This window comes from Methylobacterium currus (assembly GCF_003058325.1).
Taxonomy (GTDB): domain Bacteria; phylum Pseudomonadota; class Alphaproteobacteria; order Rhizobiales; family Beijerinckiaceae; genus Methylobacterium; species Methylobacterium currus.
The window spans coordinates 405,992-431,538 of record NZ_CP028843.1; the positions used below are offsets into that span (position 1 = coordinate 405,992).

Below are 25,547 nucleotides of genomic sequence, written 5' to 3' on the forward strand. Positions count from 1 at the left end.
GGTTAAGCTCTCGGGGTGATTCGCGAGGCGTCCATCAGCGCCGCCGACATGGTGAACAAAGAACAAATTTTAACGGTTTGTTTACCATGCCCGGGGAGACTGCTTCATCTCGGCACGGGTCAGCCTTCCCTCGGATTCGTGCAATGGCACAGGGCCGGTGGTCCCATGAAGCAGGAAGTGAGTGCGTCCCGGGAGACCGTCCAGGATCCGGTCCTGCCGGCCATCTGCGTCGAAGCGCAGCATCGGCTCGGGCGGACGTTGCGATCGCTCTACGAACGCACGGTGGACGGCCAACCCATCCCCCTCGATCAGGTCGACCTGTTGCTGCGCCTGCGGCATCGCGAGCGCGAGATGCAGCGCCAGCGCTGACGGGCGATCGCCCTGATATCGATGGTGAGCGTGGAACGCTCCGCCGGATGGCGGAGCGGAAGGCGAGGAAGCGGACCGTCGCGGTCCCGCCCCCTTTGGTATGGCTCTCCTTGGTCCGGTCCCGTGAGGGACCGGCACCCGGTCCCGTGAGGGACCGGCACCCGGTCCCGTGAGGGACCGGCACCCGGTCCCGTGAGGGACCGGCACCCGGTCCCGTGAGGGACCGGCAGGGGAGGGCGGCTCAGCGACGCCGGCGGTCGCGCACCCGCACCGGAACGAGGACCGGCGCCTGCTGGGCCCGCCCACCGGCGAGCGCGAGAGCACCCGCGAGACCGAGCGCCGCGATCACCCCGGCGACCACCATCGGCGAGGCCGTGAGAAGACCCGCCAGCAGGGCGAGCAGCACGAGGCCGGCACGCAGGGCATTGGAACGGATCATCATCAAGCCTCCATCCAGACGCCGGTGAGAACGTGTGGCGCGAAACCGGAGTTCCGCCCGGCCGCTCCCCGGCCGTATCAGGAATGTGGGGTGCCCGACCCGATTGCGCTACCTGCGACAAAGCGGAACCCAAGGTCATGCTTGACGTTGTCTGCTCACGATCGGCCGAGGGCCGAGAGAATCAGATAACAGAGGGTCTCGCCATGCTGGGTTGGGCTGTCACTTTCCTCGTCGTGGCCCTGGTCGCCGCGCTGTTCGGGTTCGGCGGCATCGCCGGCACCGCGGTCGAGGCCGCCAAGCTCATTTTCTTCGTCGCCGTCGTGCTGTTCGCCATTTCGGCCGTGGTCGGCCTGATGCGGGGCCGCTCGCCGACGCTCTGACGTCGGCCGACGACGTCCTCACGATGACTTTGCGCCGTCCCTCCCACGAGGGGCGGCGTCACTGCGAGGCGGCCTCCGTCACGACTCGGTCGGCGGCCCCTCGGGTGCCTCCCGGGCCGCGCTGCGCTCGAGCTCGGCGATGAGATCGACGAATCGGTCGGGAATAGGCTGCTGCATCAGCTCGTCATACATCGCACGCAGGTGCGAGCCGATGCGCCCCTGGACGCTGCGGTCGAGGGCGGGCTGCTCGGGCCCGGCGGCAGGGTCATCCGCGGGATCGTCCTCTTGCCGGGGCGCCCGCGGGCCCTGCATCCCCTTGCCTTCGATCATACCGTTCCCCTTCGCCCGTCCTGGACACGCGGACAGGGCGATGCCATGGCGCCCGGTATGCCGGGTCGCGCGCTTGCGGCGACAACGCACGCCAGCGCAGTCAGTTCCGCTCCGGTCCGGAACGAACGCGCCTTTGCGGCGTTGTGGCGTGAGGGCCGACGCGCGAACGACAACACCAAGGGGACATGAATGTCGACAGCACAACTCGTGGTGCAGCACCTGCCTTACCTGCGCCGCTACGCGCGCGCCCTCACGGGCAGCCAGGTGGCCGGCGATGCCTACGTGGCCGCGACGCTCGAGACGCTCGTGAACGAGCCCGAGACTCTCGGGCGCAGCACCAACGTCAAGGCCGACCTGTTCCGCGTCTTCACCCGGATCTGGAACTCGCTCTCCGTCAACGGCCAGACCGAGCAGGCGCAGCATGACCTGCCGGCCGAAGTGCGGCTGGGCCAGATCACCCCGCTGCCGCGCCAGGCCTTCCTGCTCTCCTGCCTCGAAGGCTTCTCCGAGGAGGACGCCGCCACGATCCTGGGCGTCGACGTCTCGGAGGTCCGCGACCTCGTCGACGAGGCCGGCCGCGAGCTCGCCGCCGACATGGCGACCGAGATCCTCATCATCGAGGACGAGCCGCTGATCGCCATGGATCTCGAGGCCCTGGTGGAGGGCCTCGGCCACAACGTCACGGGCGTCGCCCGCACCCGCACCGAGGCGGTCAAGCTCGCCTCGACCAAGCGCCCCGGCCTGATCCTCGCCGACATCCAGCTCGCCGACGGGTCCTCGGGCCTCGACGCGGTCAACGACCTCCTGAAGTCGTTCGAGGTGCCGGTGATCTTCATCACCGCCTATCCGGAGCGCTTCCTCACCGGCGAGCGGCCCGAGCCGGCCTTCCTCATCGCCAAGCCGTTCCAGCCCGCCAACGTCTCGGCGGTGATCAGCCAGGCTTTGTTCTTCCAGCAGAGCGCCCGCCGCCGCGAGGCCCGCGCGAGCGCCTGAGGCCGCCCCACGGCGCGCGATCCGAGACAGGAGGCCCCGGGCCCGCCCATGGCGGGTGCCGGGGCCTCGTCGTTCCGGCGAACCGCCCGCCTTCGCGTCGCCGGAGGCCTGGCGACCCCCACTAGGCTACGCCCGGTACTTCCCGTGCCGCTTCACCAGCACGGTCGTGCCGACCGGCACGCGATTGTAGAGATCGACCACGTCCTCGTTGAGCATGCGCACGCAGCCCGAGGACATCTGCTCGCCGATGCTCCAGGGCTCGTTGGTGCCGTGGATGCGGAACAGGATGTCGCGGCCGCCCTGGTAGAGGTAGAGGGCGCGGGCACCCAGCGGGTTGTCGAGGCCGCCCTTGCGCAGGCGCGGCAGGTCGGGGTTGAGGCTGACCATCTTGGCGGTCGGCCCCCAGTCGGGCCAGACGCCCTTGCGGCCGACCGTGGCGGTGCCCTTCCACGAGAAGCCGAGCTTGCCGACGCCGACGCCGTAGCGGAGCGCCTGCCCGCCCTCCTGCACGAGGTAGAGGAAGCGCTCGTCGATATCGACCACGACGGTGCCGGGCTTCTCCAGGCCCGTATAGGCGACGGTCTGGCGCCGGTATTTCGGATCCATCCGGCTGCGGTCGACCAGCGGCACGTCGTAGGGCTGGTCGGGCATGCTGCCGATGTACCAGGCCGCGTCCGGATCCACCGCGGCGACGTTCGCGGGCCCGCGGGCATTGCAGGCCGCGAGCGGCAGCCCGGCGAGGAGGGCGAGGACGAGACGGCGCGGGAGCATGCGGGCGTGACCTTTCGGCAGGGGTGTCGTCCCATGCCTAGCCGCTCCGGGTCGCACAGGTTGTGTCCTCCCGGACGCAACGCCGGAGAAACCCGGCGGCGAAAATCAGGCACGCGCCTCAGGCCGCGGCCACCCAGGGCACCGTGGAGGCCGCGACCAGTCGCCGGATCTCCTCCGCCGGCACCGGCCGGCTGAACAGGAAGCCCTGCACCTCGTCGCAGCCGCTGCGGTGCAGGGCGGTGAGCTGCGCCGCGGTCTCGACGCCCTCCGCCAAGGTGGTGATGCCGAGGCTGGCGCCGAGCCCGATCACCGCCTGCACGATCGCGCCGGCCGTGGCTTCGCGGCCCAGCGCCGCGGTGAACGAGCGGTCGATCTTGATCTTGTCGAACGGGAAGGCCCGCAGGTAGCTCAGGGACGCGTAGCCGGTGCCGAAATCGTCGATGGCGATGCGCAGCCCGAGACCGCGCAGCCGGTGCAGCACCGCGATGTTGGCGGTGCTCTCCTCCAGCATCACCTGCTCGGTGATCTCGAGTTCGAGCCGCGCCGGGTCGAGGCCCGACTCGGTGAGCACCCGCGCCACGGTGCCGACGAGGTCGGGGGTGCGGAACTGTGCCGGCGAGAGATTGACGGCGACCCGCACGGCCTCCGGCCAGCCGGCGGCCTCCCGGCAGGCTCGCCGCAGCACCCATTCGCCCAAGGTTGCGATCATCCCGGTCTCCTCCGCGACCGGGATGAACTCTCCCGGCGAGACGAAGCCCCGCTCCGGATGGCGCCAGCGCAGGAGCGCCTCGCACCCCGTCACCGCGAGGCTGCCCGTGGCGACGAGGGGCTGGTAATGGACCTCCAGCGACTCGGCGGCGATGGCCGCGCGCAGGTCGCGCTCGAGGGCGCGGCGGCTCTGCAGCGCCGCGTCCATGGCGGGCTCGAACAGGCGCCGCGTGCGCCGTCCGTCGGCCTTGGCGGCGTAGAGGGCCGTGTCGGCCTTGCGCAGGAGCGCGTCGGGGTCGTCGCCGTGCTCGGGCGCGAGCGCGATGCCGATGCTGACCCCGATCGTGACGTCCTGGCCCTCGAGCGCGAAGGGCCGGCCGAGGGCGGCGATGATCCGGTCGGCGAGGCCGAGCACCGCGTCCCGCCCGGCAGGCCTGAGGACCGCGAACTCGTCGCCGCCGAGCCGCGCCACCAGCCCGTCGGCGTCGAGGCAGGCGCGCAGGCGCTCGGCGACCTGGCGCAGCAGCGCGTCGCCGGCCGGGTGGCCGAGGGTGTCGTTGACGAGCTTGAAATGATCGAGGTCGAGGCAGAGCAGGCCGAGGCGGGTGCCCGCCGCCATCGCCTCGGCCAGCCGCCGGTGGAACAGGACCCGGTTCGGCAGCCCGGTCAGGGCGTCGTGAAGGGCCATGTGGGCGATGCGCTGCTCGGCCCGGCGCTGCTCGGTCACGTCGACGCAGGCGGTCAGGGTGGCGCTCAGGCCCTCGAACGGGATCGGGCCCGAGAAGACCTCGACATCGATCAGGCTGCCGTCCCGGCGGCGATGGCGCTGGGAGGGGCCCGGGGCGAAGGTCTCCGGGGCCTCTGGTGCGACGAGGTCGCCGGCCGAGAGCCCCAGGAAGTCCTCGCGCGGGAAGCCGTAATGGCGGGTGGCCGCGTCGTTCACCGCCAGCACCGCACCGTCCTCGCCCGCGAGCCACATCGGCACCGGGTTGTGCTCGAACAGCAGCCGGGCCGAGGCCTCCCGCGCCTTCAGGTCGCCGATATCGGTGAGGGTGACGCCGAGCAATTCGCCGATCGCCGCGATCTCGATGCGCAGGTGCAGCACGCTCCCGTCGGGCCGCGGATAGGAGCCCTCGAAGCTGCTCGTCGTGCCCTCGAGGGCGGCCACCAGGCGCTCCAGCACGGCCGAGCCCCGCAGATGCGGCAGCAACACGGTCAGGCGCTGCCACTGCGCCGTCTCGACGGTGGCGCGCAGCATCGTGGCCGCGGCAGCGTTGAGGGCGAGGATCCGGAAATCCCGCACCGCACCGCTCGCGTCGCGCAGGGCCGAGGCGGCCACCATGCCCTGCCGGGTCGAGCGGAACAGGGTCCTGAGGAGGTTCGTCCGCGCGGTCTCGCCGGCGAGGCACAGCAGCACCAGGTGCCCGCTCTCCCGGGTCGCGAGAGGCAGGCCGAGCATCCCGGTGGTGTAGGCAACGCCGCCCGCCACACGGGCGCAGGGCGCCCGGACCGGCTCGGCCGCGGCGAGCGCGTCGCCGATGACCTCGCGCAGGGAATGCGCGAGGTCGCCCGGCAGGTCGTCGATGGCGAGACCTGCCCCCGCGCGGCCGAGCCAGCCCTCGAACGCCTCCCCGATCCAGAGCAGGCGGGGGTGATCGGGCGGCCCGCCCACCAGGGCGGCCCGGCTGGCCATGCGGCCGAGATTGCCGAGGACCAGGTCCTCGTAGGTGGGCAGCCCGCCGGCGGTGGCCCGGGCGGCACGCCAGCGGTACAGCAGCCCCAGGGTGCCGTCGCTCTTCGCGTTCCCGCCCATCCGATCCGATCCGCCCGCCGCATCCTCGCGACGGTAGACCTCGCGAGTCTTCCGAAAGGTTAAAGTCAGCCGGATTCTTGAAGAGATCGGCCTGGGCGGGGCGCTAACTCTGCGTCGGTGCGGCGGCTACCCTAGAGCGACTTCAATCAGGAACGGGCCGCGCCGGGCGAGCGCCCCCGTGAGGGTATCGACGAGCTGGGCCAGGGTCTCGACCCGGCGCGCCTCGACGCCGTAGCCCCGCGCGAGGCTCACCCAGTCGATCGGCGGATCGTCGAGGGTCAGCATGTCGATCGCCTTGCGGCCCGGATTGGCGCCGACATTGGTCAGCTCGTGGCGCAGGATCGCGTAGGAGCGGTTCGCCCAGATCAGCGTCACCACGTCGAGGCGCTCGCGCGCCTGGGTCCACAACGCCTGCGCGGTGTAGAGCGCGCTGCCATCGGCCTGGAGCGAGATCACCTTGCGGTCCGGGCAGGCCACCGCGGCGCCGGTCGCCATCGGGATGCCGAGCCCGATCGAGCCGCCGGTGAGCTGGAGCCAGGTATGGGGGGCCGCCGCATGGGTGGCGGGAAAGAAGTTGCGTCCGGTCGTCACCGACTCGTCGCAGATGATCGCGCCCTCGGGGATCAGGGCGCCGAGCACCCGCCCGATCGCGTCCTGGTCGAGGGGGCCTGCCGTCGGCAGGTCGGGGCGGGCGAGCGGCGGCAGCGGCGCGTCGGCGGGGGCGCCGACCGCCTCGGCCAGGCGCTCCAGGGCGTCGATCTGGTCCTGCTCGGGGGTCGCGAGGGCGAAGACGTCGCAGGTCGGCGGGGCGAGGGCGCTCGGCTTGCCCGGATAGGCGAAGAACGCCACCGGGAGCGTCGCGCCGATGAGGATCACGTGCTTGTAGGGTGCCAGCACCTCGCGGGCCGGATCGACCGGATAGGGCAGGCGCTCGATCGGCACCGAGCCGGCGCCGCGGTCGATACGGGCATTCGACGTCATGGCGAGCAGCTTGGCGCCGGTCTTCTCCGCGATGCGGGCGGCGATGCGACGGCCCTCGTCGCGCACCGCCCGGTCGCCGAGATGCAAGAGCACCGGCTCGCCGCTGCGGAGCGCCGCGACCGCGTGGGCGATCGCCTCGTCGCTCGCCCGCGGGCGCTCGGGGATCGCCGGCAGGGGCGCGATGCCGGAGCCCTCCTCCCAGGCGGTGTCGGCGGGCAGGATCAGGGTGGCGACGCCCCCGGGCGCCGTGCGGGCGGCGACGACCGCATCCGCCCCGTCCGCCGCCACGGCCTTGGCGCTCAGTCCCGTGCGCACCCAGGCCGAGACCGGGCCGGCCAGCCCCTCGATGTCGGAGGTCAGCGGCGCATCGAAGGTGCGGTGATAGGTGGCGTGCTCGCCCACGATGTTGACGACGGGAGAGCGGGCGCGGCGCGCATTGTGCAGGTTGGCGATGCCGTTGCCGAGGCCGGGCCCGAGATGGAGCAGCGTCGAGGCCGGCTTGTCGGCCATGCGGGCATAGCCGTCGGCGGCCCCCGTGGCGCCGCCCTCGAACAGGCACAGGACCGCCCGCATCCCCTCGACCCGGTCGAGGGCGGCGACGAAGTGCATCTCCGAGGTGCCCGGATTGGTGAAGCACACCTCGACGCCTCCCGCCACCAGGGTGCGCACCAGGCTCTCGGCCCCGTTCATCGCCATCGGCATCTCCTCTCGCGCGGGCATCTGTCGGCCCGGTTCGGGTTTCCGGTCCGGTGATAGGGGATTTCGCGCCGGCTTGTGAGGGCGCCGGGGGCATGGGTGGCCTTGAATCTTGAGCGCTTCCCGGACCCGAGGGGGCCACTCGACGGAGCGGCGGTCCCGCTGGCGCCGCGCAACGCCGTGGGGGATCTTCCTTCGGCAGGGTACCGCAACCCGCGCACCCCTAGCACGTTCGTTGCACCGTGCGGCGGGCGCTCGCGCCCGGTGGAGATGTCCGATGAAGCTGTTCCAGTGCCAGTCCTGCGGCAACATCCTGTATTTCGAGAACCGGACCTGCGAGCGCTGCGGCCATCGCCTCGCCTACCTGCCCGAGACGCGGACGCTCTCGGCGCTGGAGCCCGCCGGGGCTGACGACTGGACCCCGCTCGCCGCCCGCGACCGGCCGAGCCGGTTCTGCGCCAACGCGGTGCATGATGCCTGCAACTGGCTGGTGCCGCCGGGATCGGGCGACGCCTTCTGCCTCGCCTGCCGCCACAACGGCACCATCCCGGACGTGTCGAACCCCGAACATCTCGCCAGGTGGCGCGAGATGGAATTCGCCAAGCACCGGCTGTTCTACAGCCTCCTGCGCTGGAACCTGCCGCTGAAGACCCGCGCCGAGGATCCCGAGCACGGGCTGATCTTCCACTTCCTGGCCGACCCGCCGGAGAACCAGGGCCCGAAGGTGATGACCGGCCACGACAACGGCGTCATCACCATCGCGCTGGTCGAGGCCGACGATGCCGAGCGCGAGAAGCGCCGGCGCGAGATGGGCGAGCCCTACCGCACCCTGCTCGGGCATTTCCGTCACGAGGTCGGGCACCATTACTGGGACCTGCTGGTCCGCGACGCCGGCCGGCTCGAGGCCTGCCGGGCGGTGTTCGGCGACGATTCGCAGGATTACAACGCGGCGCTCCAGCGCCACTACGAGCAGGGCACGCCGGCCAACTGGCAGGAGAACTACGTCTCGGCCTACGCCACCACCCATCCGTGGGAGGACTTCGCCGAGACCTGGGCGCATTACCTGCACATCGTCGACACGCTGGAGATGGCGAGCGCCTTCGGCATGCAGGTCCATCCGCTCCTCGACGCGGGCGGCGAGCTGGCGGCGCGGATCGACTTCGATCCTTACGAGGCGCAGAGCATCGAGCAGATCGTTGCGGCCTGGCTGCCCTTCGTCTTCGCCCTCAACAGCGTCAACCGGGCGATGGGCCAGGGCGACCTCTACCCCTTCGTGCTGGCGCCGCCGGTGATCGGCAAGCTCGGCTTCATCCACGGCCTCGTGCATGGAACGATCTGACGGGAACGATCTGACGTAAGGGCGCCCTCCTCGCCGTCTCGGCACCGGGCGGTTTTGCCGCCCGGCCGTAGCGTCCACGGCCGGGGCGGTCCATGATGGGGCAACGTGCCCGACGAATCGGGCCGCCCGCCTGCCATCGGCAGGCACGGAAGCCCGCGCGAGCGGGCCCAAGGAGGGACGCCGAATGAAGCTCGCCAGCCTCAAGCACGGCCGCGACGGCCGCCTCGTCGTGGTCTCGCGCGACCTGACCCGCGCCACCGACGCCTTCATCGTGGTACCGACCCTGCAGCAGGCCCTCGACGCGTGGGAGCGGTTCGCCCCCGCCCTCGACGCCCTGGCCGAGCAACTCGAGCACGGCTCGGTGCCCTCGTTCCGCTTCCACGAGCACGATTGCGCCGCCCCCCTGCCGCGCGCCTATGCCCGCCGGCACGCCGCCGCCTGGCCGGGCTACCCGGCGCTGCTGCGCCAGGCCGCGGGCGCCGAGGCGCCAGCCGGCGAGGCGGGAGCGCTGCGCAGCGCCGCCTCCGACGGGTTCCTCGGGCCCCGCGACGCGCTGGATCTCGACGATCCAGCGGCCTCCCTCGATCTCTCGGCGGGAGTCGCGGTGATCACCGGCGACTTAGCCCCTGGCGCCGATGCGGCGGCGGCCGGCTCGGCCATCCGGCTGGTGACCCTGGTGGCGGAGGTGATCCGCCACGACCGCCTGCGTCCGGACGGGCTCGACCTCGACGGTGCGGAGGCGCCGGCGCTGGCCGCGAGCCTCGCGCCGGTGGTCGTGACGCCCGACGAGCTGGGGGATGCCTGGCGGGACGGCAGCCTGCACCGGCCGCTGCTGGTCAGCCGCAACGGCAAGGCCCTCGGCTGCCCCGATGCCGGCGCCGATCTCGGGAGCAGCCTCGTCGCCCTGGTGGCGGAGGCGGCGCGGCACCGGCCGCTCGGTGCCGGCACGCTCATCAGTGCCGGCCCGGTCTCGAACCGCGGCATCGATGGCGGCCCCGGCCGCCCCACCGCCGAGGGCGGCGCCGGCTATGCCTGCCTCGCGGAGGCCCGCGCCGCCGAGGCCCTGACCGGCGGCTGGGTCCGCACGCCCTATCTCGCGGCTGGCGACCGCCTGCGGGTCGAGATGAAGGATGTCAGCGGGCATTCGATCTTCGGGGCGATCGAGCACGACGTGGTCGGCTGACGTGTAGGCCGGCGCGACGCCGTCGGGGTCGTGCCGGGCGCCCTGGACGGTGGTGGTGGTGCGCACGATCCGGGACGCGCGGTAGCGCCATCCTCGTCATCCATGCGGGCTACGCCTCCTCCAGCGTCCCGGTGCCGGCCGGAAACGGCACCCCGGGGGACGAGCCGGTCCGATTGGCCCAATGATCCTTTGGCCCGGTGGTGCCCTGGCGCAGTAACGTCTGGCCTTGCCGGAGCGGAACCTCCGGCGCGCGACCCGGATTTTTCTCACACCGACCCTCATGGAACACCGACGATGCCGGAGACCGAGATCCTGCCCGAACGCGTGGCCGAGGTGCCGGAGACGATCGTTCGTCCGGCGATCCATCTCGACCACTGCGTCATCCACGTCTCGGACTGGGAGCTCTCCACCGCCTTCTACCGGGACATCCTCGGCGCGGAGGTCATCCCGGTCGGGCGCGGCTACGCCTACCGGTTCGGCGGCGTCCAGCTGAACTGCCACGGGCCGGGCCAGATCGGCGAGCCGCGGGCCCGGGTGCCGGTGATGCCCGGCAACAGCGACCTCTGCTTCCGCTGGCACGGGCCGATCGAGGAGGCGATGGTCCATCTCGAGCGCCACGGCGTGCCGGTCGAGATGGGCCCGGTGCCGCGTCACGGCGCCGTCGGCGACGGCATCAGCGTCTATTTCCGGGATCCGGACGGATCGCTGCTCGAATTCATTACCTATCCGGCGGGCTGAGGCGCCGCATGTTTCGGCAGATGGCCCTAACATTCTGGCACGCATTTTACTGACGGGAAATTATTGTCGTGAGATGACGGAAGCCCCGCACCGGTCGACCGTCATGCATCCTCCCCTGCTTCACCCGCGCCGCCTGACGAGGACGATCTCGGCTTTCCGGCGCGACCGCGCGGGCGCCGTCGCGATCCTGACGGCCCTGACGAGCCTCGTGCTCGTGACCCTGGCGGGGTCCGCCTTCGACTACGCCCGCGCCCGCAAGGACGAGGCGCGCCTGGATGCAGCCCTCGACGCCGCGGTTCTGGCGGCGGCCCAGGCGGTGAAGGCGGCGGATGCCAAGGGGAAGACCGACACGGAGCTCAAGCAGGTCGGCATAGCCGCCGCCACGCAGGCCTTCGCCAGCTTCGCGTCCGACGCGATCGCCGCCAATGCGCCGCAGGCGCAATTCGACGTGACCCTCACCGGCCGAAGCGCCACCGTCTCGGGGAGCTACACGGCCTCGACCAAGACGACGCTCATGGGCCTCACCGGCCTTGCGGCGATGCAGTATTCCGGCAACGTCAAGGCCGGCGTCGACCTGTCGCCGCTGATCGACGTCTACCTGCTGATCGACGTGTCCGGCTCGATGGCCCTGGGGGCGACGACCGCCGACATCAACGCGCTCCAGTCCAATCTGGGCTGCGCCTTCGCCTGCCATGACGGCGCGTCCGTCAAGAACAGCGGCAAGGACAGCTATCAATGGGCCAAGGCGAACGGCATCACCCTGCGCCTGGACGAGATGAACCAGGGGATCCTCGATTTTGTAGGTTCACTGCGCCAGCAGGACGCGGTCAGCAAGCGGATGCGGATCTCGATCTACTCGTTCAGCACGACGCTCACCAAGGTGCTCGACCTGACCAGCGACCTGTCGCAGGTGGCCGCCAACCTGCCGAAGGCGCCGAGCGCCTCGGGCGAGAGCGACGGCGCGACGCTGTTCAATACCGTCATGCCGGACTTCATCAAGGCGGTCGGCACGAGCGGCGACGGCGTCACCAGCCCGAAGAAGCTGGTGATCCTGGCGACCGACGGCGTCGCGGATCCGGGCCGGTCCTGGACCTGGGACACCCCGAAGCGCGCCTACGTCACGCCGTTCGACCCGGCGCAATGCGCACCGCTCAAGGTTCCGAGCGGCACCGCCAAGCTGCCGGTCTGGGTCGGGGTGATCTACACGCCCTACCTGGCGATGACCTGGGACTGGGGCTACAACGCGACCCTCGGCCAGCCGAGCCAGGTCGGCGGCAGCGGCACGCGCCGCGACGACATCCCGTCCCAGCTGACCGCCTGCGCGACCAGCAAGGACCTCTACATGGAGGCCGGAGGCACCATCTCGATCGGCGATGCGATGGCAAAGCTGTTCAATGCCTTCGCGCAGGTCCGGCTGACCAACTGAGGATCACAGCCCCGACACGAGATGCCCGCCATCGACCGGGAGCGTCGCCCCGGTCATCCAGCCGGAGGCGTCGCCGGCGAGCAGCAGGAAGGCGCCGTCGAGATCCTCGGGGCGGCCGAGCCGGCGCATCGGGATGCGCTTGAGCATCGCCTGGCCGGGCGGCGTCTCGAAGAAGTCGCGGTTGATGTCGGTGCCGATATAGCCGGGCGCGAGCGCGTTGACCCGGATGCCGTAGCGGGCCCATTCGAGCCCCAGCGCCTGGGTCATCTGCACCACGCCGGCCTTCGACACCGTGTAGGGCGCGACCCCGCCGGCGACCCGCAGGCCGAGGATCGACGCGACGTTGACGATCACGCCGCCGCGGCCGGTATCGCGCCAGGCCCGGGCCGCGGTGGTGGACACCGCCCAGACCCCGCGCAGGTTGGTGTCGATCACCCGGTCGAAGGTCGCGATGTCGACGTCGATCGCCGCGCCGCCCTCGGCGATGCCGGCATTGTTGACCACCACGTCCGGCAGGGCGTGCAGGGCCGCGAAGGCGGCCGTCACCGAATCCGGGTCGGCGACGTCGAGGGCGACGGCCCGGGCTTGCGGAGCGCCGGCGGCGCTCACGTCCCGCACCAGGGCGTCGAGCTTCTCCTTGCGACGCGCCGCCACCGTGACGGCGGCGCCGCACCGCGCGCAGAGCCGGGCGAAATGCTCCCCGAGGCCGCCCGAGGCCCCGGTGACGAGGACGTGGCGGCCCTTCAGGCCTGCGGCGAGATCCATGGCGCTTCCCCGATATCGATGGCCGGGCATGCCTCTTTGGCGGGCACGCCTCGTGGGTGTGGTCGTCAGCCGGTCCGCGTCTGGGCGAGCTGCTGGTTGGTCATCTCGAGGCGGTGGGCGAGCTCGCGCATCACCGCGATGGCGATCTGCGGGAACTGGCTCAGGAGCTCGAGGAAGACCCGCCGGTCGATGCGCAACGCCGTCGTCGGCACCACCGCGGTCACGGTGGCGGAGCGCGGCTGGTCGGCCAGGATGCCCATCTCGCCGACGAGGGCGTTGGCGCCGAGCAGCGCCAGGCGGATCGGCCCCTGCGGCCCGTCCAGGGTGACCGCCGCCTCCCCCTCCAGGATCAGGTAGGCCGCGTCGGCGGCGTCGCCCCGGTCGAAGAAGCGCTGGCCGTCGGCGAAATGCACCCGCTCGCTGGTGAAGGCGAGCAGCTTCAGGCGGGCCGGATCCACCTCGCGGAACATCGGCACTTGGCGCAGCGACTGCACCTCGGTCTCAAGCGTCATGCCTTCACATCCTGCTCGACGCGCGCCGGTTCCGGCCCCGTCTCGTCCTCGGCGCGTCCGGAGACTGCCGCAGCCGGCGCCGCAGCGCCAGCCCCCGCGGACGTCTCTTCGGGGGACGCTGCGGTTCCCGCGGGCTTCTCCGGCCCGTGGATCTGTGTGCCGGCGGCCCGCAGCACCAGCGCGAACCGGTCGGCGACGCGGTCGTTCGGCAGCACCACCACGAGGCTGTTCTCGCGGCCGAACCGCTCCAGCAGCAGGCCCAGCACCGTGCCGGCGCGGTTCTCGCCCATCGGCGACAGGGCGCCGTCGAGGACGAGGAGGTCCGGCCGGCGGACGAGCGCCCGGATCAGGCTCACCACCGCACGCTGGGCGCCCGAGAGGAAGCGGCCCTCCGGTCCGACCTGGTGGTCGAGCCCGACCCGGGTGATGGCGGGGGCGAGGCGCATCTCCTGGACCAGGGCGGTGCCGGTCGCCGTGACGGTCTCGACGGCGTCGGCCACCGACTGGTTGATGCGGCCGAACAGCAGGTTGTCGCGCAAGGGGGCCGCGGCGCAGACCCGGTCGGGATCGTAGAAGTCGACCCCTCCCATCCCGGCCTCGTCGAAGGTCTGGCGCAGCTGCGCCCGCGCCTCGACCAGCCGGTCGCGAAAGGCGTCGTCGATCAGGCCGAGGCGGTGGCGGGGCTGAATATAGGCGAGCGGCAGGGCCATCAGCCGGGTCGCATCGGCCGAGCCGTAGCGGCCGAGCCCGATCCAGCGCCGCCGGATCCGGTTGAGCGCGCCGCCGCCATGGCGCTCGGCGGACGCCTCGGTGGCGGTGCGGCGGGCGAGGATCGCCTCGTATTCCGGCAATTCGTCGGCGGCCAGGAACGAGAACTGCTCGAACAGCGGATGCCCGCTCGGCAGCCCGCGGAAGATCTCCAGCATGGTGGCGGCGATCCGCTCGCCCATGGTGACGAGGTCGTCGGTGAGGCCGGTGCGGTCGAGGACGAGGCGCACCACCGGGTGCTCGGCCAGCGCCCGGCCGGTGAGCGAGGTGGTGGTCGGCACGCCGAACAGCAGGTTCTCGGCCACCGTCGCCTGGTGGTTGTAGCGGGCAGGATCGAACGGCTCGACGAGATGCGCGCGCCCCTCCGCCGCGAGGCGCTCGCGGAAGGCGATCCGGGCCTCGATCAGCCGGGCGGCGAGGTCGGGATGGCGCTCCGGATCGACCTGGCCGAGGAGGCCGAAGCGGTAGACCTCCTCGCCCATGCCGATGCGGGTGAGCCAGTCGAGGATCAGGGCGTCGAGGGCGCCCGCATCCGCGACCCCGGCCTGGGCGTAGTCGATCCAGTCGGCCGGGAACGGCTCGACCGGGTTGCCGGTGCGGCGGGCCTCGGCGAGCACCCTGGCATCGGCTTGGACACCCTCGGGCGGGCGGCGGTTGAGGCCGTACACGATGTTGTCGCGCAGCGAGCCCGGAAACAGGATCGGATCGACCCCCGCATAGGCGATGCGCCGGGTGAGCGCCGCGCCGGACCATTCCGCGATGTCGTGGTCCTCCAGGGTGATCCGCCCCGAGGTCGGCACCACCCGCCGCGCCAGCACCCGGGCGAAGGTCGAGGCGGCGGGACCGCCGTCGCTGACGATGCCGATCACGGCCGGGAGCGGCAGGCTGAGGGAGACGTTGGCCAGCACCGGCCCGTGCGGCTCCTGGACGCCGACGCCCTCGGCGGCGAGGCGGCCGCACAGGGTGTCGTCGCGGCCGGGCGCGTCGAGCCCGATCAGCCGCTCGGGCAGGAATTGCTGCAGCACCTGCTCGTACTTCACCTGCACGTCGAGGCGCTGCTGGTCCCAGTCGATCAGTTCCTTCAGGGGCGGCGGCAGGTCGCGATAGGCGGCGATGACCGCCACGAGCTGGCCGATGCTGAGCTGGCCTTTCAGCGCGAAGTAGCCGCCGATGCAGTAGAACAGGAACGGCGTCATCTGCGCGAGCAGGTTGTTCAGGAACTTGACCATGAACTTGCGCCGGTAGATGCGCAGGCGCAGGTCGAACAGTCCGCCGAGCCGGTGGCCGATCTCGGCCCGTTCCCAGGCCTCGGCCCCGTTGGAATGCACCGCCGCGATGCCGTCCACCACCTCGCCGACCCGGCCGGCGAGGCGGCGCGAGGCGAGCTGGCGCTGGCGCCCGAGGCGCAGCAACTCGCGCCGCAGGCGCGGGATCACCACGAACTGCACCCCCACGACGCCGGCGGCCAGCAGCCCGAGCCAGACGTTCTGGAGCAGGATGAACGTCATCGCGGTGGCGGCCTGGGTGCCCAGGAAGGCCGGCAGGATGTAGGCGTCGCCGATGAAGCCGCCGATCGGCTCGACCTCGTCGCGGATGATGGTGGCGACCTCGGAGGCCTTGGTGTGCCGCAGGGCCTCCGGCGAGAAGCGCATGATCAGCGCGAACAGCTGGAACCGCAGGCGCCGCAGCATGCGCTCGCCGAGCGCCCCCTTGGCCACGTTGATCCAGTACTTGAAGGCGCCGTTGATCAGCACCAGCAGCAGGAACATCGAGGAGAGGCCGAACAGCAGCTCGAACCGGTCGACGTCGAAGCCGGAGAACAGCGAGATGTCGTGCCCGAACCAGTCCGGCATCTGGAGCCGCAGCACCAGGAACTTGGCGGTCTCGTTGCCCTTCTCGAAGGCATGGCCCTGGATCGCCTCGTTGACGATGCGCCGCGGCAGGTCGAGCGAGGCGAAGTAGAGCGGCAGCGAGGCCAGCACGACGCCGCAGATCAGGATCTGGTCGCGCTTCGAATGGCGCCAGATGTAGCGGAAGAGGCTGCGATCGAGGCCGCCCGACGCGTCGGCGGCCTCCGGGTCGTTGCCGGACCGGGCCGCCTGCTGCACTTGCCCGTCCCGCCCCTGCTCGTCCCGCCCTTGCCCGGTCGCGCGGTCACCGCGCTCGACGGCCGGGACCCGGCCCAGTGCCGGGGCCGTTTCAGGGCTTATGCCGCCGCCCGTCCGCTCCGCCGCTTCCGCCCCGCCGCTCATGCCGGTCCGCCGCCCCAGATCCCGCGCCCCAGATCCCGCCTGCCTGTGTAGAGGGCTGGAGCGGGACTGGAAACCGCGGCTGCGTCAGCGCTTGCCGGCCCGAGCCCGGCATATCACCCCGGGATCAATCCCGGCGGGCATGCTCCTTGCGGGTGGTCAGGCCGCCGATCGGCTCGTCGCCGAACTGGCGGTTGGGTTGGGGCGAGTCGCCCGGCTCCTCGGTCGTGGTCAGGTGCGGGCTGCCTTCCTCGGCCGGCATCGGCGGCGGGGCGGTGCGGTTCGGCGAAGGCGCCGTCTCCGGATGGGCGACGGCCTCGCGGCTCACCATGGTCTTGTTGGTCATCGGCTGCTCCGGAGATGACGGTGCGGCGGCCGGCCGCAGGCCGCTCCACCGCTCTCTCCGGGGCGAACGCCGGCCTCTCCGACCGGTTCCGCCCCGCGCTGGCCGCGCGCGGCCAGCTTTCATCGGGGCTTGCGTTGTTAGTGCAAGTCACCGCCCCGACACGACGATCTCGGGCCTCCGGCTGTACTGACCCGATTCGGGACCTTCAGTCCGCCGGACCGCATGCGTGGCAGGAACCATCATTTGCGCTGAAGGTTGTCCGGACTGAGAGCACGGCCAAGGAGGCAATCATGGCTACGGGAAATTCGACCTCGAAGCGCGGCTTCGCATCCATGGATCTGGAGCGGCAGCGCGAGATCGCCAGCAAGGGCGGCCGCAGCGTGCCGGCCGAGAAGCGGTCCTTCTCGCAGGATCGCGAGCTGGCCTCGTCGGCCGGCCGCAAGGGCGGCCAGGCTTCGGGCAGCGGTCGCGCCACCGACGAGTGAGGCTCGCCGGACCGGCATCGGCCGGCGACGGACCGATCCGCCTGACCGGGCCCCGGCAAGAGCGCCAGGCCCAGAAGCGCCAAGCCCAGGAGCCGCAGGCCTCTGCGCCGCGGGCCCGTTGAGACCCACACTCATGCGCCGGAGGGAGATCACCTCGCCTCCGGCGCATCAGCATGGGCCGTCACGACGGTGATCGGACACGACGAAGCACCCCGGGCGCTGCCGCGCCGGGGTGCCTCGTTCGCGGTTGCGGTCAAGCGGCGCGGGGCCGGGCCGTGACCAGGAGGTTGCGGCGCGCCAGGTGGAGGCAGACCACGTCGTCGACCGGCCGCATGGCCGCGACGCCGGCGAGCAGGCTGGCGAGCCGGTCGGCATCGGGCTCGACGGAGCCGTCGCGATGAACGCGTTCCGGGGCCGGCGGCTGAGGCGAGGGCACCTCGTATTCGCGTAGGTCGATCATGGGGGCGTCCGGTGGTTTCGAGCGATCCCGCGCGGCGCCGTCAGAGCGTCGCGACCGGGATCGGGGAGAGGGCGGGCGGCACGACCTCGCCGGCATCGGCCAGGCAGCGGCTCGGCAGCAGACGGCGGGCCTCGTGGCCGGCGAGACCGCTGATCGCGCCTTCGCAACCCTCCGGCATCCGCCGCACCGCCTGGCCCGCCGGGGCCGGATCGCGCTGTGCCACCGGGGCGCCGGCGCGCTCGCGCACGGTGACGTGAGGGAGCGCGGTGTCGCGGGCGACCAAGGTCGTGTTGCGGGTGGAATCGGCCTGGTAGACGACGTCGCCGGCCGCGTTGCGCAGAGTGATCTTGGCGGCGCCGAGCCCGGTGATCTCGACCGCCACCGGAACCTGCACCGCCGCGGCCGGCCGGACCGGCGCGAGCCGATCGCCCTTGATCGCCGCCTGCTCGACGGCCGGGCGGGCGACCGCCCCGACGGAATGCTCGATCAGCGGTTGCCCGACCAGGGCGAGGAACGCGGCCGGAACCGTAATGCCGAGGAAGAAGTGCGGGCGGAGCATACGCGTGGCCCTCGCGGCGAAGCTTGAGAATGCTTTTTCAACGCGGATGCGTGGCAAGTAGTTCCCGCGATCGTGCCTCGGCGGGACAGTTCATGCCGCGAATGCGAACGGCCCCGTCAACCTCCCGTTAACCGACCGGTGCGGCGCTCAAGCGAAGCAATTTCGCCACAGGCAACGAAAAAGGATCGCAGTGCGCGGACCCTTGGAACCATTCCGCGCGGATTCCCGTTGATGTGGCAACCCGGCCACCTGGTCCTCCCCGCATTCCCCTTGTGCATTGGCCGGAAACTCTTCCAACGGGCCGGATCCTGATCCGGCCCGTTCTTTTGTATTGGGGTTCCGTTTTCATGAACGGCCAAGTCTAACCCAAGTCGGTGCCTCATGGCGCTCGGCCGGGCGTTAGCGCGTCCCACCCGAAATCTCTGCCCCGCCGAGCCCGAACGCCGCCGTGGCGAGCCGGGCCGGGGACCAGGGCGCACCGCAGGAGAGGTCAGGCGCCGACGCCCGGGGCGTAGCCGAAGGATGCGGCGGGGGCGGCCGCGGTCTCGACCCAGACGCTCTTCACCTGCGTGTATTCGTGCAGGGCCTCGATGCCGCTGGACCTCCCGTAGCCGCTGCGCCCCGAGCCGCCGAAGGGCGAGGAGACATGGATGGTCTTGTAGGCGTTGATCCAGAAGGTGCCGGCCCGCACCGACGCCGCGACCCGGTGGGCGCGGCCGACGTCGCGGGTCCAGACCGCGCCGGCGAGGCCGAACTCGGAATCGTTGGCGATGGCGATCGCCTCCTCTTCCGTGTCGAACGGGATCACCGTCACCACCGGCCCGAAGATCTCGGTCCGGGCGCAGTCCATGGAATTATCGGCCTGCGCCAGGATCGTCGGGCGCACGTAGTAGCCGCCCTCTCCCGGCGTGCCGTCGCTGCCGGCGGCGAGGCGCGCGCCCTCTCCGAGGCCGCCGCGGATCATCGCCAGCACGTGCCGGTACTGGCCGGCGTTGTTGATCGGCCCGATCTCGGTCTCCGGATCGAGGGGATCGCCGACGCGGATGCGATTCGCTCCTGCCGCCAGCATGGCGATGAAGCTCTCATAGACCGGGCGCTCGACGAGCAGCCGCGAGCCGGCGACGCAGGACTGGCCGGCGCCCGCGAAGATCGCGGCTTGCGCGCCGAGGCAGGCCCGCTCCAGGTCGGCATCCGCGAACACGATGTTGGCCGACTTGCCGCCGAGTTCGAGCAGGCAGGGCTTCAGATGGCGCGCGGCGCTCTCCGCGATCCGTGCGCCCGTCGCCGGCGAGCCGACGAAGACCACCTTCGCCACCACCTTCTCGGCGAGCGCAGCCTGGCCGGTGGTATGGCCGTAGCCGGCGAGCACGTTGACGACGCCAGGCGGCAGGCCCGCCCGCTCGGCCAGCGCCGCCACGGCGAGCGAGGTCAGGGGGGTGAGCTCGGAGGGCTTGAGCAGCACCGCGTTCCCGGCGGCGAGCGCCGGGGCGAGCTGCCAGCCGCAGGTGAAGACCGGGGCGTTCCAGGGCGTGATCTGCAGGACCACGCCGAGGGGCTCGCGGCGCGTGTAGTTGAGGTGGCTGGTCGGGACCGGGATCACCTCGCCGTGCAGCTTGTCGGCCCAGCCGGCATAGTACTCGACCATCTCCGCGACCTTGGTCGCCTCGACGCGGCAATCGCGGATCGGCTTGCCGGCGTTCAGCGCCTCCAGGCGGGCGAGGGGCTCGATCTCGGCGCGGATGCTGCGTGCGATCTCCTGCATCACCCGGCCGCGGGCGGCACCGGTGAGCGCCGCCCACCGCGCCTGGCCGGCGGTCGCGGCCCGGGCGGCCTCGGCGACCACGGACGCGCCGGCATCCGGGTACTCGGCGAGGCCGAGTCCGGTGGCCGGATCGACGAGCCGCACCGGCTCGCCGGTGCCGGGGACGAGGCGGCCGTCGACCCAGGAACCGATGGTCGTCATCTCGGGGAAGAATGGGCGCAGGAGGGCGGCGAGCGCCTGCGGGCGGGTCTCTGTCATGGCGGGTCCTCCCGGGTCAGGCGTTCGGGTCGAGCTGGAGCGTGACGATGGCGTTGAAGTCGGCGTCGTCGGGGATCTCGGCGCTGTCGCGCCACAGCCGGGCGGCCTCTCCCGAGAGCGGCAGGTCGAGGCCGAGCGCGCCGATCAGGCTCTCGGCCAGCCGCACGTCCTTGCGCATCAGCTTCATGGTGAAGCCGGAATCGAAGGCGCCGTTGAGCACCCAGGTCGGGAAGTTCACCTGCGTGACGCCGCTGCGGCCCGAGCCGGCATTGATCCCGGCGAGCAGGCGCTCCGGATCGACGCCGGCCTCCTTCGCCATCCGCACCGCCTCGGCGGCCGTGATGAGGTGGGCGGCGCAGAGCAGGTTGTTGGCGAGCTTGGTGACGTGGCCGGCGCCGACATCGCCGACATGGACCCGGGTCGCGCTCATGGCGGCCAGCACCGGCTCGGCCCGGGCCACCGCCCGCTCGCTGCCGCCGATCACCATCGTGAGCGTCGCGGCGTGTGCTCCTTTCGGCCCGCCGCTCACCGGCGCGTCGACGAGGTCGATGCCGGCGGGCGTGAGGGCCGACGCGATGCGCCGGGTGACCGCCGGGTCCGAGGTGGAGGTGTCGATGACGAGGAGCCCGGGCCGAGCGCCCTGGAGCGGCCCGTCGGGCCCGAGCAGCACCGCCTCCACCACCTCGGGGTTGGGCAGCGACAGCACCACCGCGCCGCAGGCCCGCCAGAGGACGGACGGCCCGTCGACGATCTCGATGCCGTCCGCCGCCGAGGCCTCGCGGGCGGCCGGGGCGGGGTCGTACCCCATCACGTCGAAGCCGCGCCGCCGCAGCGAGAGGGCCATGCCCCGGCCCATATGGCCCAAGCCGATGACGCCGATCGTCCGCATATCCGCTGTCTCCCGGAACCGGCGCCGGAATCCGTGCCGCGGCGCCTTCTGGGAACCGAAGAATGAGGCAGGCCGGCGTTGAGCGGAACGACGCCGGCCGGTATTTTGCGTTGCCTTGCCGGCAACGCACCCGGCGAGCGGGAAAGGGGAGGAGACCAATGCACAGCCTCGACGAGCGCTGCCTGCGCTACCTCGCGGAGGCGGTCGGCTGCGGCTCGGTCCGGGCTGCGGCCGACAAGCTCAACGTCAACGCCTCGGCGGTGAGCCGCCAGCTCGCTCAGATGGAGGTGCAGCTCGCCACGCCCCTGATCGAGCGCCACAGCCGCGGCGTGCGGGCGACCCCGGCCGGCGCCCTGCTCCTCGACTATCACCGCCGCCAGGCCTCCGATCGGGAGGACATCCTGGCCAAGCTCGCCGCGCTCAAAGGTCTGCGACGCGGCCATATCGGCGTGGTCCTCGGCGAGGGCTTCATCGGCGACCTGATGTCGGGCCTGCTCCAGGGCTTCTGGGCCCGCCACCCCGCCCTGACCATGACCCTCGACCTCGCGGCGACCAACGACGTGGTGCGCCGTGTCGTCGAGGACGAGGCTCATCTCGGCCTCGTCTACAACCCGCCGCCCGAGCCGCGCCTGCGCACCCATCTGGCGATGCCCCACCCGATCCGGGTGCTGGTGCGGGAGGACCACCCGCTCGCATCCCATCGGGGCCCGGTCCGCCTCGCCGACCTTGCCGGCCACCGCCTCGGCACGATGCACCCGGCCACCGGCATCCGGCAGATCATCGCGGCGGCGGAGCAGGCGGAGGGCGCGCGGCTCGAACCGGCGCTGACCACCGGTTCGATCGGCGTGCTCAAGCAGTTCGTCGCGTCCGGCACCGGCGTGACGCTGCTGCCGGCCTTCTGCGCCGCGCCGGAAATGGCCGCGGGGATCCTGGTCGCCCTGCCCCTCGCCGATCCGGGCCTCAACGCGGTGGAGGCCCGGATCGTCACCCGCCTCGGCCGCCAGCTCCCGCCCGCGGCGGCCGCGCTCCTGCAGCACCTCGCCCGCGGGATGGCGGGGACCTTGACCGGGACCTCGTCGGGCGGGGGGATGGCGGGAGCGGGCGAGGCGGGCCGCGGGGACCGGGCGGGATCTCCCTGACGGGTCAGGGGCGCGCCGCGAACGCGTCGCGGAACTCCGGCACGGCCAGCCGGTGCAGGAGGTCGCGCAGGAGGTCGGCCTGTTCGGGCCCGAACGCAGCCTCGAAGCGGTCCTGGACCGCCCGCCACAGCGGCATCGCCTCCTCGAGCTTGGCGGTGCCGGACGGCGTCAGGGCGATGCGCCGCGCCCGGCGGTCCCGCGGGTCCGGGACCACGCTGACATAGCCGTCGCGGGTCAGGGGCTTGAGGGTGTGGGCCAGCCCCGAGAGGTCCATCACCATCGCGTCGGCCAGTTCGCCCATGGTCGGGGTGCCGAGGCGGCGGATCGTGCCGAGCAGGCCGAACTGCGTCGCGCGCAGGCCGCTCGGCGCCAGGGCGTCGTCGTAGAGCTGACTGACGCTGCGCGTCGCCCGGCGCAGGGCCGCGTTGCTGCAGCGGGTCGGATGGATCGTCACGCAACGCCTCCGCGCCCCGCCGTCGCGGGGCCGTGCCCAGATATGCGGCCTTCCCCGCTCCGCCGCAATGCGGGCGTCCCGCCCCCGCCGGTGATCGCGGCGGGAGGGTGGAGACGCAGGGCCCGCCTCCGCTATATGGGGCGGAGGGGATGAGGCGGATGCGCTCGAGACCGCGCGGCGCCCGTGCGGGTGGGAGAGGAATGGCGGATTCCGGACACGTCCCGGACCTGGTTGCGGAGAATGCGCGGTTGCGCGCCGCCCTGGCGGCGGCCGAGCAGGCGCGGGCCGAGGCCGTGGCCCAGGCAGCCTTGGCGCGCGCCGGACGGCCCCGGGGCGAGGGCGGCGGCTTCCTGGTGGATCCGCGCCTGCGCGCCGCGCTCGACATCGAGACCGTCGGGGCGATCGTCTTCGACATGGCCGGCCGGGTGCTGGAGGCCAACGACACCTTCCTGGCGATGAGCGGCTACAGCCGCGAGGATCTGGCCGCGGGCCGGCTCACCGGCGCCACCCTGGTGCCGCCGGAATGGCAGCCGACGTCCCGGCGCGTCATCGCCGAGCTCCAGGCGCGGGGCCGCTCGGACTCGACCGAGCGCGAATACCTGCGGCGCGACGGCTCGCGGTTCTGGGGCCTGTGCGCCGCGACCCGACTGGAGGACGGGACCGGCTTCGAGTTCATCATCGACATCACCGGCCGGCGCCGGGCCGAGGAGGCGTTGCGGCGCAGCGAGGCGCGCTACCGTACGCTGTTCGAGGCGATCGATGCCGGCTTCTGCGTCGTCGCCCTGCGCTTCGGCGCGGATGGCAGGGCGGAGGATTACCGCTTCCTGGAGGTGAACCCCGCCTTCGCGCGCCAGACCGGCCTCACGGACGCGACCGGGCGCTGGATGCGCGAGCTGTCCCCCACCCACGAGCAGCATTGGTACGACCTCTACGGAAGGGTGGCCCTGACCGGCGAGCCGGTGCGCTTCGTGCAGCCGGCGAAAGGTCTCGGCGAGCGCTGGTACGAGGTCTATGCCTTCCGGGTCGATCCGCCGGAGGCCCGCCACGTCGCGGTGCTGTTCAACGACATCACCGCCCGGCGCCGGCTTGAGGAGGCCCTGCGCGGCCTCAACGAGACCCTGGAGCGCCAGGTCGCGGCCCGCACCGCCGAGCGCGACCGGATCTGGCAGGTGAGCCGCGACATGCTGGGCGTGGCCGATGCCGACGGGGTCTGGCTCAGCGTCAACCCGGCCTGGACGGCCATTCTGGGCTGGCAGCCCGAGGAGGTGGTCGGGCGCACCTCCGGCTGGCTCGAACACCTGGAGGACCAGGACCGGACCCGGACCGAGATCCAGCGCCTCGGCACCGGCGAGCCGACCACCTCGTTCGAGAACCGGTTCCGCACCCGGGACGGAGGCTACCGCACCCTGTCGTGGCGGGCGGTGCCGTTCGAGGGCAGCCTGTACTGCGTCGCCCGCGACGTGACCGAGCAGCGCGAGCGCGCCCACCGTCTCGTCCAGGCCGAGGAGGCGTTGCGCCAGTCGCAGAAGATGGAGGCGGTGGGCCAGCTGACCGGGGGCGTGGCGCACGACTTCAACAACCTGCTCACCATCATCCGCTCGTCGGTGGATTTCCTGCGCCGGCCCGAGCTGCCGGAGGCGCGCAAGGCGCGCTACCTCGACGCGGTCTCCGACACGGTCGACCGCGCCGCCAAGCTCACCGGCCAGCTCCTCGCCTTCGCCCGCCGCCAGACCCTGGCGCCGGAGGTGTTCGACGTGGTCGCCCGCCTCCAGGGCGTGGCCGACATGCTCGACACGGTCACGGGCGCGCGCATCCGCGTGGTGACCAAAGCCCCCGACCGGCCGTGCTTCGTGCGCGCCGATCTCAGCCAGTTCGAGACGGCGCTCATCAACATGGCGGTCAATGCCCGCGACGCCATGGACGGGGAGGGGACGCTGACCCTGAGTATCACCTGCGGGGCCCAGAAGCCCGAGATCCGCGGCCACGCCGCCGCCAGGGGTCCCTTCGCGGCGATCGCGCTCACCGATACCGGCACCGGCATGCCGCCGGCGGTGATCGAGAAGATCTTCGAGCCGTTCTTCACCACCAAGGAGGTCGGCAAGGGCACCGGCCTCGGCCTGAGCCAGGTCTTCGGCTTCGCCAAGCAATCGGGCGGCGACGTCGACGTGACGAGCCGGCTGGGCGAAGGCTCCACCTTCGTCCTCTACCTGCCCGAGGTGTCCGCCCCCGCCAAGGCCGGCCGGCCGGCGCCGGCGGACGAGGGCCTGGCGCCGGCCCGGGCCGGCCAGCGGATCCTCCTCGTCGAGGACAATGTCGGAGTCGGCCGCTTCGCCGCGCAGATCCTCAACGATCTCGGCTACGTCGCCACCTGGGTCACCAACGCCGAGGCCGCCCTGGACGTGCTGGCGCAGGATGCCGGCTACGACGCGGTGTTCTCCGACGTGGTGATGCCCGGCATGGGCGGCATCGAGCTCGGCAAGGCCTTGCGCCAGCGCCATCCCGGCCTGCCGGTGCTGCTCACCTCCGGCTACAGCCACGTGCTGGCGCAGGAGGGCTCCCACGGCTTCCCGCTGCTGAACAAGCCGTACTCGGCCGAGCAGCTCTCGCACATGCTGGCGAGCGCCATCGGGCAGCGGCGGCGCAGCACGGCGACGGTCAGCTAAGCGGACTTGCGTTGGCAGGCCAACGCTTCGTCCGCTTAGAGTCTTGTTTTGTCGCAGCTTTTTGCCGCAAAA

Annotated in this window: 24 protein-coding genes; 10 read left to right on the forward strand and 14 right to left on the reverse strand. The window is 72.0% G+C overall.

Going from position 1 to position 25,547, the window contains the following annotated elements:
• Window positions 1-165 precede the first annotated feature (165 nt).
• The gene (locus DA075_RS01895; RefSeq protein ID WP_099951768.1) at window positions 166-369 is read left to right on the forward strand and encodes a hypothetical protein; all 204 of its coding nucleotides are present in this window, start codon (window positions 166-168) and stop codon (window positions 367-369) included.
• A 241-nt stretch (window positions 370-610) separates the two neighbouring features.
• Here the strand turns inward: DA075_RS01895 and DA075_RS01900 are convergent, their stop codons facing one another.
• A complete protein-coding gene (locus DA075_RS01900; RefSeq protein ID WP_232386554.1) occupies window positions 611-811 on the reverse strand; it encodes a hypothetical protein in 201 nt (66 codons plus the stop codon).
• 200 nt (window positions 812-1,011) lie between these two features.
• On the opposite strand from DA075_RS01900, the gene DA075_RS01905 reads away from it, so the two are divergent.
• Complete coding sequence (locus tag DA075_RS01905) at window positions 1,012-1,188, forward strand: DUF1328 domain-containing protein (RefSeq protein WP_048429091.1); 177 nt, start codon at window positions 1,012-1,014, stop codon at window positions 1,186-1,188.
• Window positions 1,189-1,266: 78 nt separating this feature from the next.
• Here DA075_RS01905 and DA075_RS01910 read toward each other — a convergent pair whose 3' ends face one another.
• Window positions 1,267-1,518 (reverse strand): NepR family anti-sigma factor, encoded by a 252-nt coding sequence (locus DA075_RS01910; protein WP_099951769.1) that lies wholly within the window; start codon window positions 1,516-1,518, stop codon window positions 1,267-1,269.
• A 189-nt stretch (window positions 1,519-1,707) separates the two neighbouring features.
• Between DA075_RS01910 and DA075_RS01915 the strand changes: the two genes are divergently transcribed.
• The gene (locus DA075_RS01915) at window positions 1,708-2,511 is read left to right on the forward strand and encodes a response regulator (protein ID WP_048446558.1); all 804 of its coding nucleotides are present in this window, start codon (window positions 1,708-1,710) and stop codon (window positions 2,509-2,511) included.
• A 126-nt stretch (window positions 2,512-2,637) separates the two neighbouring features.
• Here the strand turns inward: DA075_RS01915 and DA075_RS01920 are convergent, their stop codons facing one another.
• The 3 genes from DA075_RS01920 to DA075_RS01930 all read right to left on the reverse strand — a co-directional run bounded on the left by DA075_RS01920 (window position 2,638) and on the right by DA075_RS01930 (window position 7,480).
• Window positions 2,638-3,282 (reverse strand): L,D-transpeptidase, encoded by a 645-nt coding sequence (locus tag DA075_RS01920; RefSeq protein ID WP_099951770.1) that lies wholly within the window; start codon window positions 3,280-3,282, stop codon window positions 2,638-2,640.
• A gap of 118 nt (window positions 3,283-3,400) precedes the next feature.
• A complete protein-coding gene (locus DA075_RS01925) occupies window positions 3,401-5,803 on the reverse strand; it encodes a putative bifunctional diguanylate cyclase/phosphodiesterase (RefSeq protein ID WP_099951771.1) in 2,403 nt (800 codons plus the stop codon).
• Window positions 5,804-5,929: 126 nt separating this feature from the next.
• Complete coding sequence (locus DA075_RS01930) at window positions 5,930-7,480, reverse strand: acetolactate synthase large subunit (protein ID WP_099951772.1); 1,551 nt, start codon at window positions 7,478-7,480, stop codon at window positions 5,930-5,932.
• Window positions 7,481-7,757: 277 nt separating this feature from the next.
• Between DA075_RS01930 and DA075_RS01935 the strand changes: the two genes are divergently transcribed.
• From DA075_RS01935 to DA075_RS01950, 4 genes are all read left to right on the forward strand, one after another.
• Window positions 7,758-8,819, forward strand: coding sequence for a zinc-binding metallopeptidase family protein (locus DA075_RS01935; RefSeq protein WP_099951773.1), 1,062 nt, complete (start codon window positions 7,758-7,760; stop codon window positions 8,817-8,819).
• Between the two features lie 184 nt (window positions 8,820-9,003).
• Window positions 9,004-10,002: a fumarylacetoacetate hydrolase family protein gene (locus tag DA075_RS01940; protein WP_099951774.1), complete on the forward strand. Its 999-nt coding sequence runs from the start codon at window positions 9,004-9,006 to the stop codon at window positions 10,000-10,002.
• Between the two features lie 294 nt (window positions 10,003-10,296).
• The gene (locus tag DA075_RS01945; protein ID WP_099951775.1) at window positions 10,297-10,740 is read left to right on the forward strand and encodes a VOC family protein; all 444 of its coding nucleotides are present in this window, start codon (window positions 10,297-10,299) and stop codon (window positions 10,738-10,740) included.
• 103 nt (window positions 10,741-10,843) lie between these two features.
• On the forward strand, window positions 10,844-12,166 hold the full coding sequence (locus tag DA075_RS01950; protein ID WP_164712186.1) for a pilus assembly protein TadG-related protein: 1,323 nt from the start codon (window positions 10,844-10,846) through the stop codon (window positions 12,164-12,166).
• 3 nt (window positions 12,167-12,169) lie between these two features.
• Here the strand turns inward: DA075_RS01950 and DA075_RS01955 are convergent, their stop codons facing one another.
• The 4 genes from DA075_RS01955 to DA075_RS01970 all read right to left on the reverse strand — a co-directional run bounded on the left by DA075_RS01955 (window position 12,170) and on the right by DA075_RS01970 (window position 16,806).
• Window positions 12,170-12,931 (reverse strand): SDR family NAD(P)-dependent oxidoreductase, encoded by a 762-nt coding sequence (locus tag DA075_RS01955; protein ID WP_099951777.1) that lies wholly within the window; start codon window positions 12,929-12,931, stop codon window positions 12,170-12,172.
• Between the two features lie 65 nt (window positions 12,932-12,996).
• Entirely contained in the window at window positions 12,997-13,443 is a 447-nt protein-coding gene (locus DA075_RS01960) for a Crp/Fnr family transcriptional regulator (protein ID WP_093569017.1), read from the reverse strand.
• Window positions 13,440-16,319 (reverse strand): ABC transporter ATP-binding protein/permease, encoded by a 2,880-nt coding sequence (locus DA075_RS01965; protein ID WP_244936479.1) that lies wholly within the window; start codon window positions 16,317-16,319, stop codon window positions 13,440-13,442. The genes DA075_RS01960 and DA075_RS01965 overlap by 4 nt, the downstream gene beginning before the upstream one ends.
• A gap of 268 nt (window positions 16,320-16,587) precedes the next feature.
• Complete coding sequence (locus tag DA075_RS01970) at window positions 16,588-16,806, reverse strand: hypothetical protein (RefSeq protein WP_099951779.1); 219 nt, start codon at window positions 16,804-16,806, stop codon at window positions 16,588-16,590.
• Between the two features lie 290 nt (window positions 16,807-17,096).
• On the opposite strand from DA075_RS01970, the gene DA075_RS01975 reads away from it, so the two are divergent.
• Window positions 17,097-17,291 (forward strand): con-10 family general stress protein, encoded by a 195-nt coding sequence (locus DA075_RS01975; RefSeq protein WP_048429096.1) that lies wholly within the window; start codon window positions 17,097-17,099, stop codon window positions 17,289-17,291.
• Window positions 17,292-17,544: 253 nt separating this feature from the next.
• On the opposite strand, the gene DA075_RS01980 is transcribed toward DA075_RS01975, so the two are convergent.
• From DA075_RS01980 to DA075_RS01995, 4 genes are all read right to left on the reverse strand, one after another.
• Window positions 17,545-17,751, reverse strand: a complete 207-nt coding sequence (locus DA075_RS01980) for a hypothetical protein (protein WP_099951780.1) — start codon at window positions 17,749-17,751, stop codon at window positions 17,545-17,547.
• A 40-nt stretch (window positions 17,752-17,791) separates the two neighbouring features.
• On the reverse strand, window positions 17,792-18,310 hold the full coding sequence (locus DA075_RS01985) for a hypothetical protein (protein ID WP_099951781.1): 519 nt from the start codon (window positions 18,308-18,310) through the stop codon (window positions 17,792-17,794).
• Between the two features lie 490 nt (window positions 18,311-18,800).
• Window positions 18,801-20,330: an aldehyde dehydrogenase family protein gene (locus DA075_RS01990; protein WP_099951782.1), complete on the reverse strand. Its 1,530-nt coding sequence runs from the start codon at window positions 20,328-20,330 to the stop codon at window positions 18,801-18,803.
• Between the two features lie 16 nt (window positions 20,331-20,346).
• Window positions 20,347-21,219, reverse strand: a complete 873-nt coding sequence (locus DA075_RS01995) for an NAD(P)-dependent oxidoreductase (protein ID WP_099951783.1) — start codon at window positions 21,217-21,219, stop codon at window positions 20,347-20,349.
• Between the two features lie 158 nt (window positions 21,220-21,377).
• Between DA075_RS01995 and DA075_RS02000 the strand changes: the two genes are divergently transcribed.
• Window positions 21,378-22,358 (forward strand): LysR family transcriptional regulator, encoded by a 981-nt coding sequence (locus DA075_RS02000; RefSeq protein WP_099951784.1) that lies wholly within the window; start codon window positions 21,378-21,380, stop codon window positions 22,356-22,358.
• 4 nt (window positions 22,359-22,362) lie between these two features.
• Here the strand turns inward: DA075_RS02000 and DA075_RS02005 are convergent, their stop codons facing one another.
• Window positions 22,363-22,812, reverse strand: coding sequence for a MarR family winged helix-turn-helix transcriptional regulator (locus DA075_RS02005; RefSeq protein WP_099951785.1), 450 nt, complete (start codon window positions 22,810-22,812; stop codon window positions 22,363-22,365).
• A 200-nt stretch (window positions 22,813-23,012) separates the two neighbouring features.
• Here DA075_RS02005 and DA075_RS02010 point away from each other — a divergent pair, with 200 nt between their 5' ends.
• Window positions 23,013-25,475 (forward strand): PAS domain S-box protein, encoded by a 2,463-nt coding sequence (locus tag DA075_RS02010; protein WP_099951786.1) that lies wholly within the window; start codon window positions 23,013-23,015, stop codon window positions 25,473-25,475.
• The last annotated feature ends 72 nt before the right edge of the window (window positions 25,476-25,547 follow it).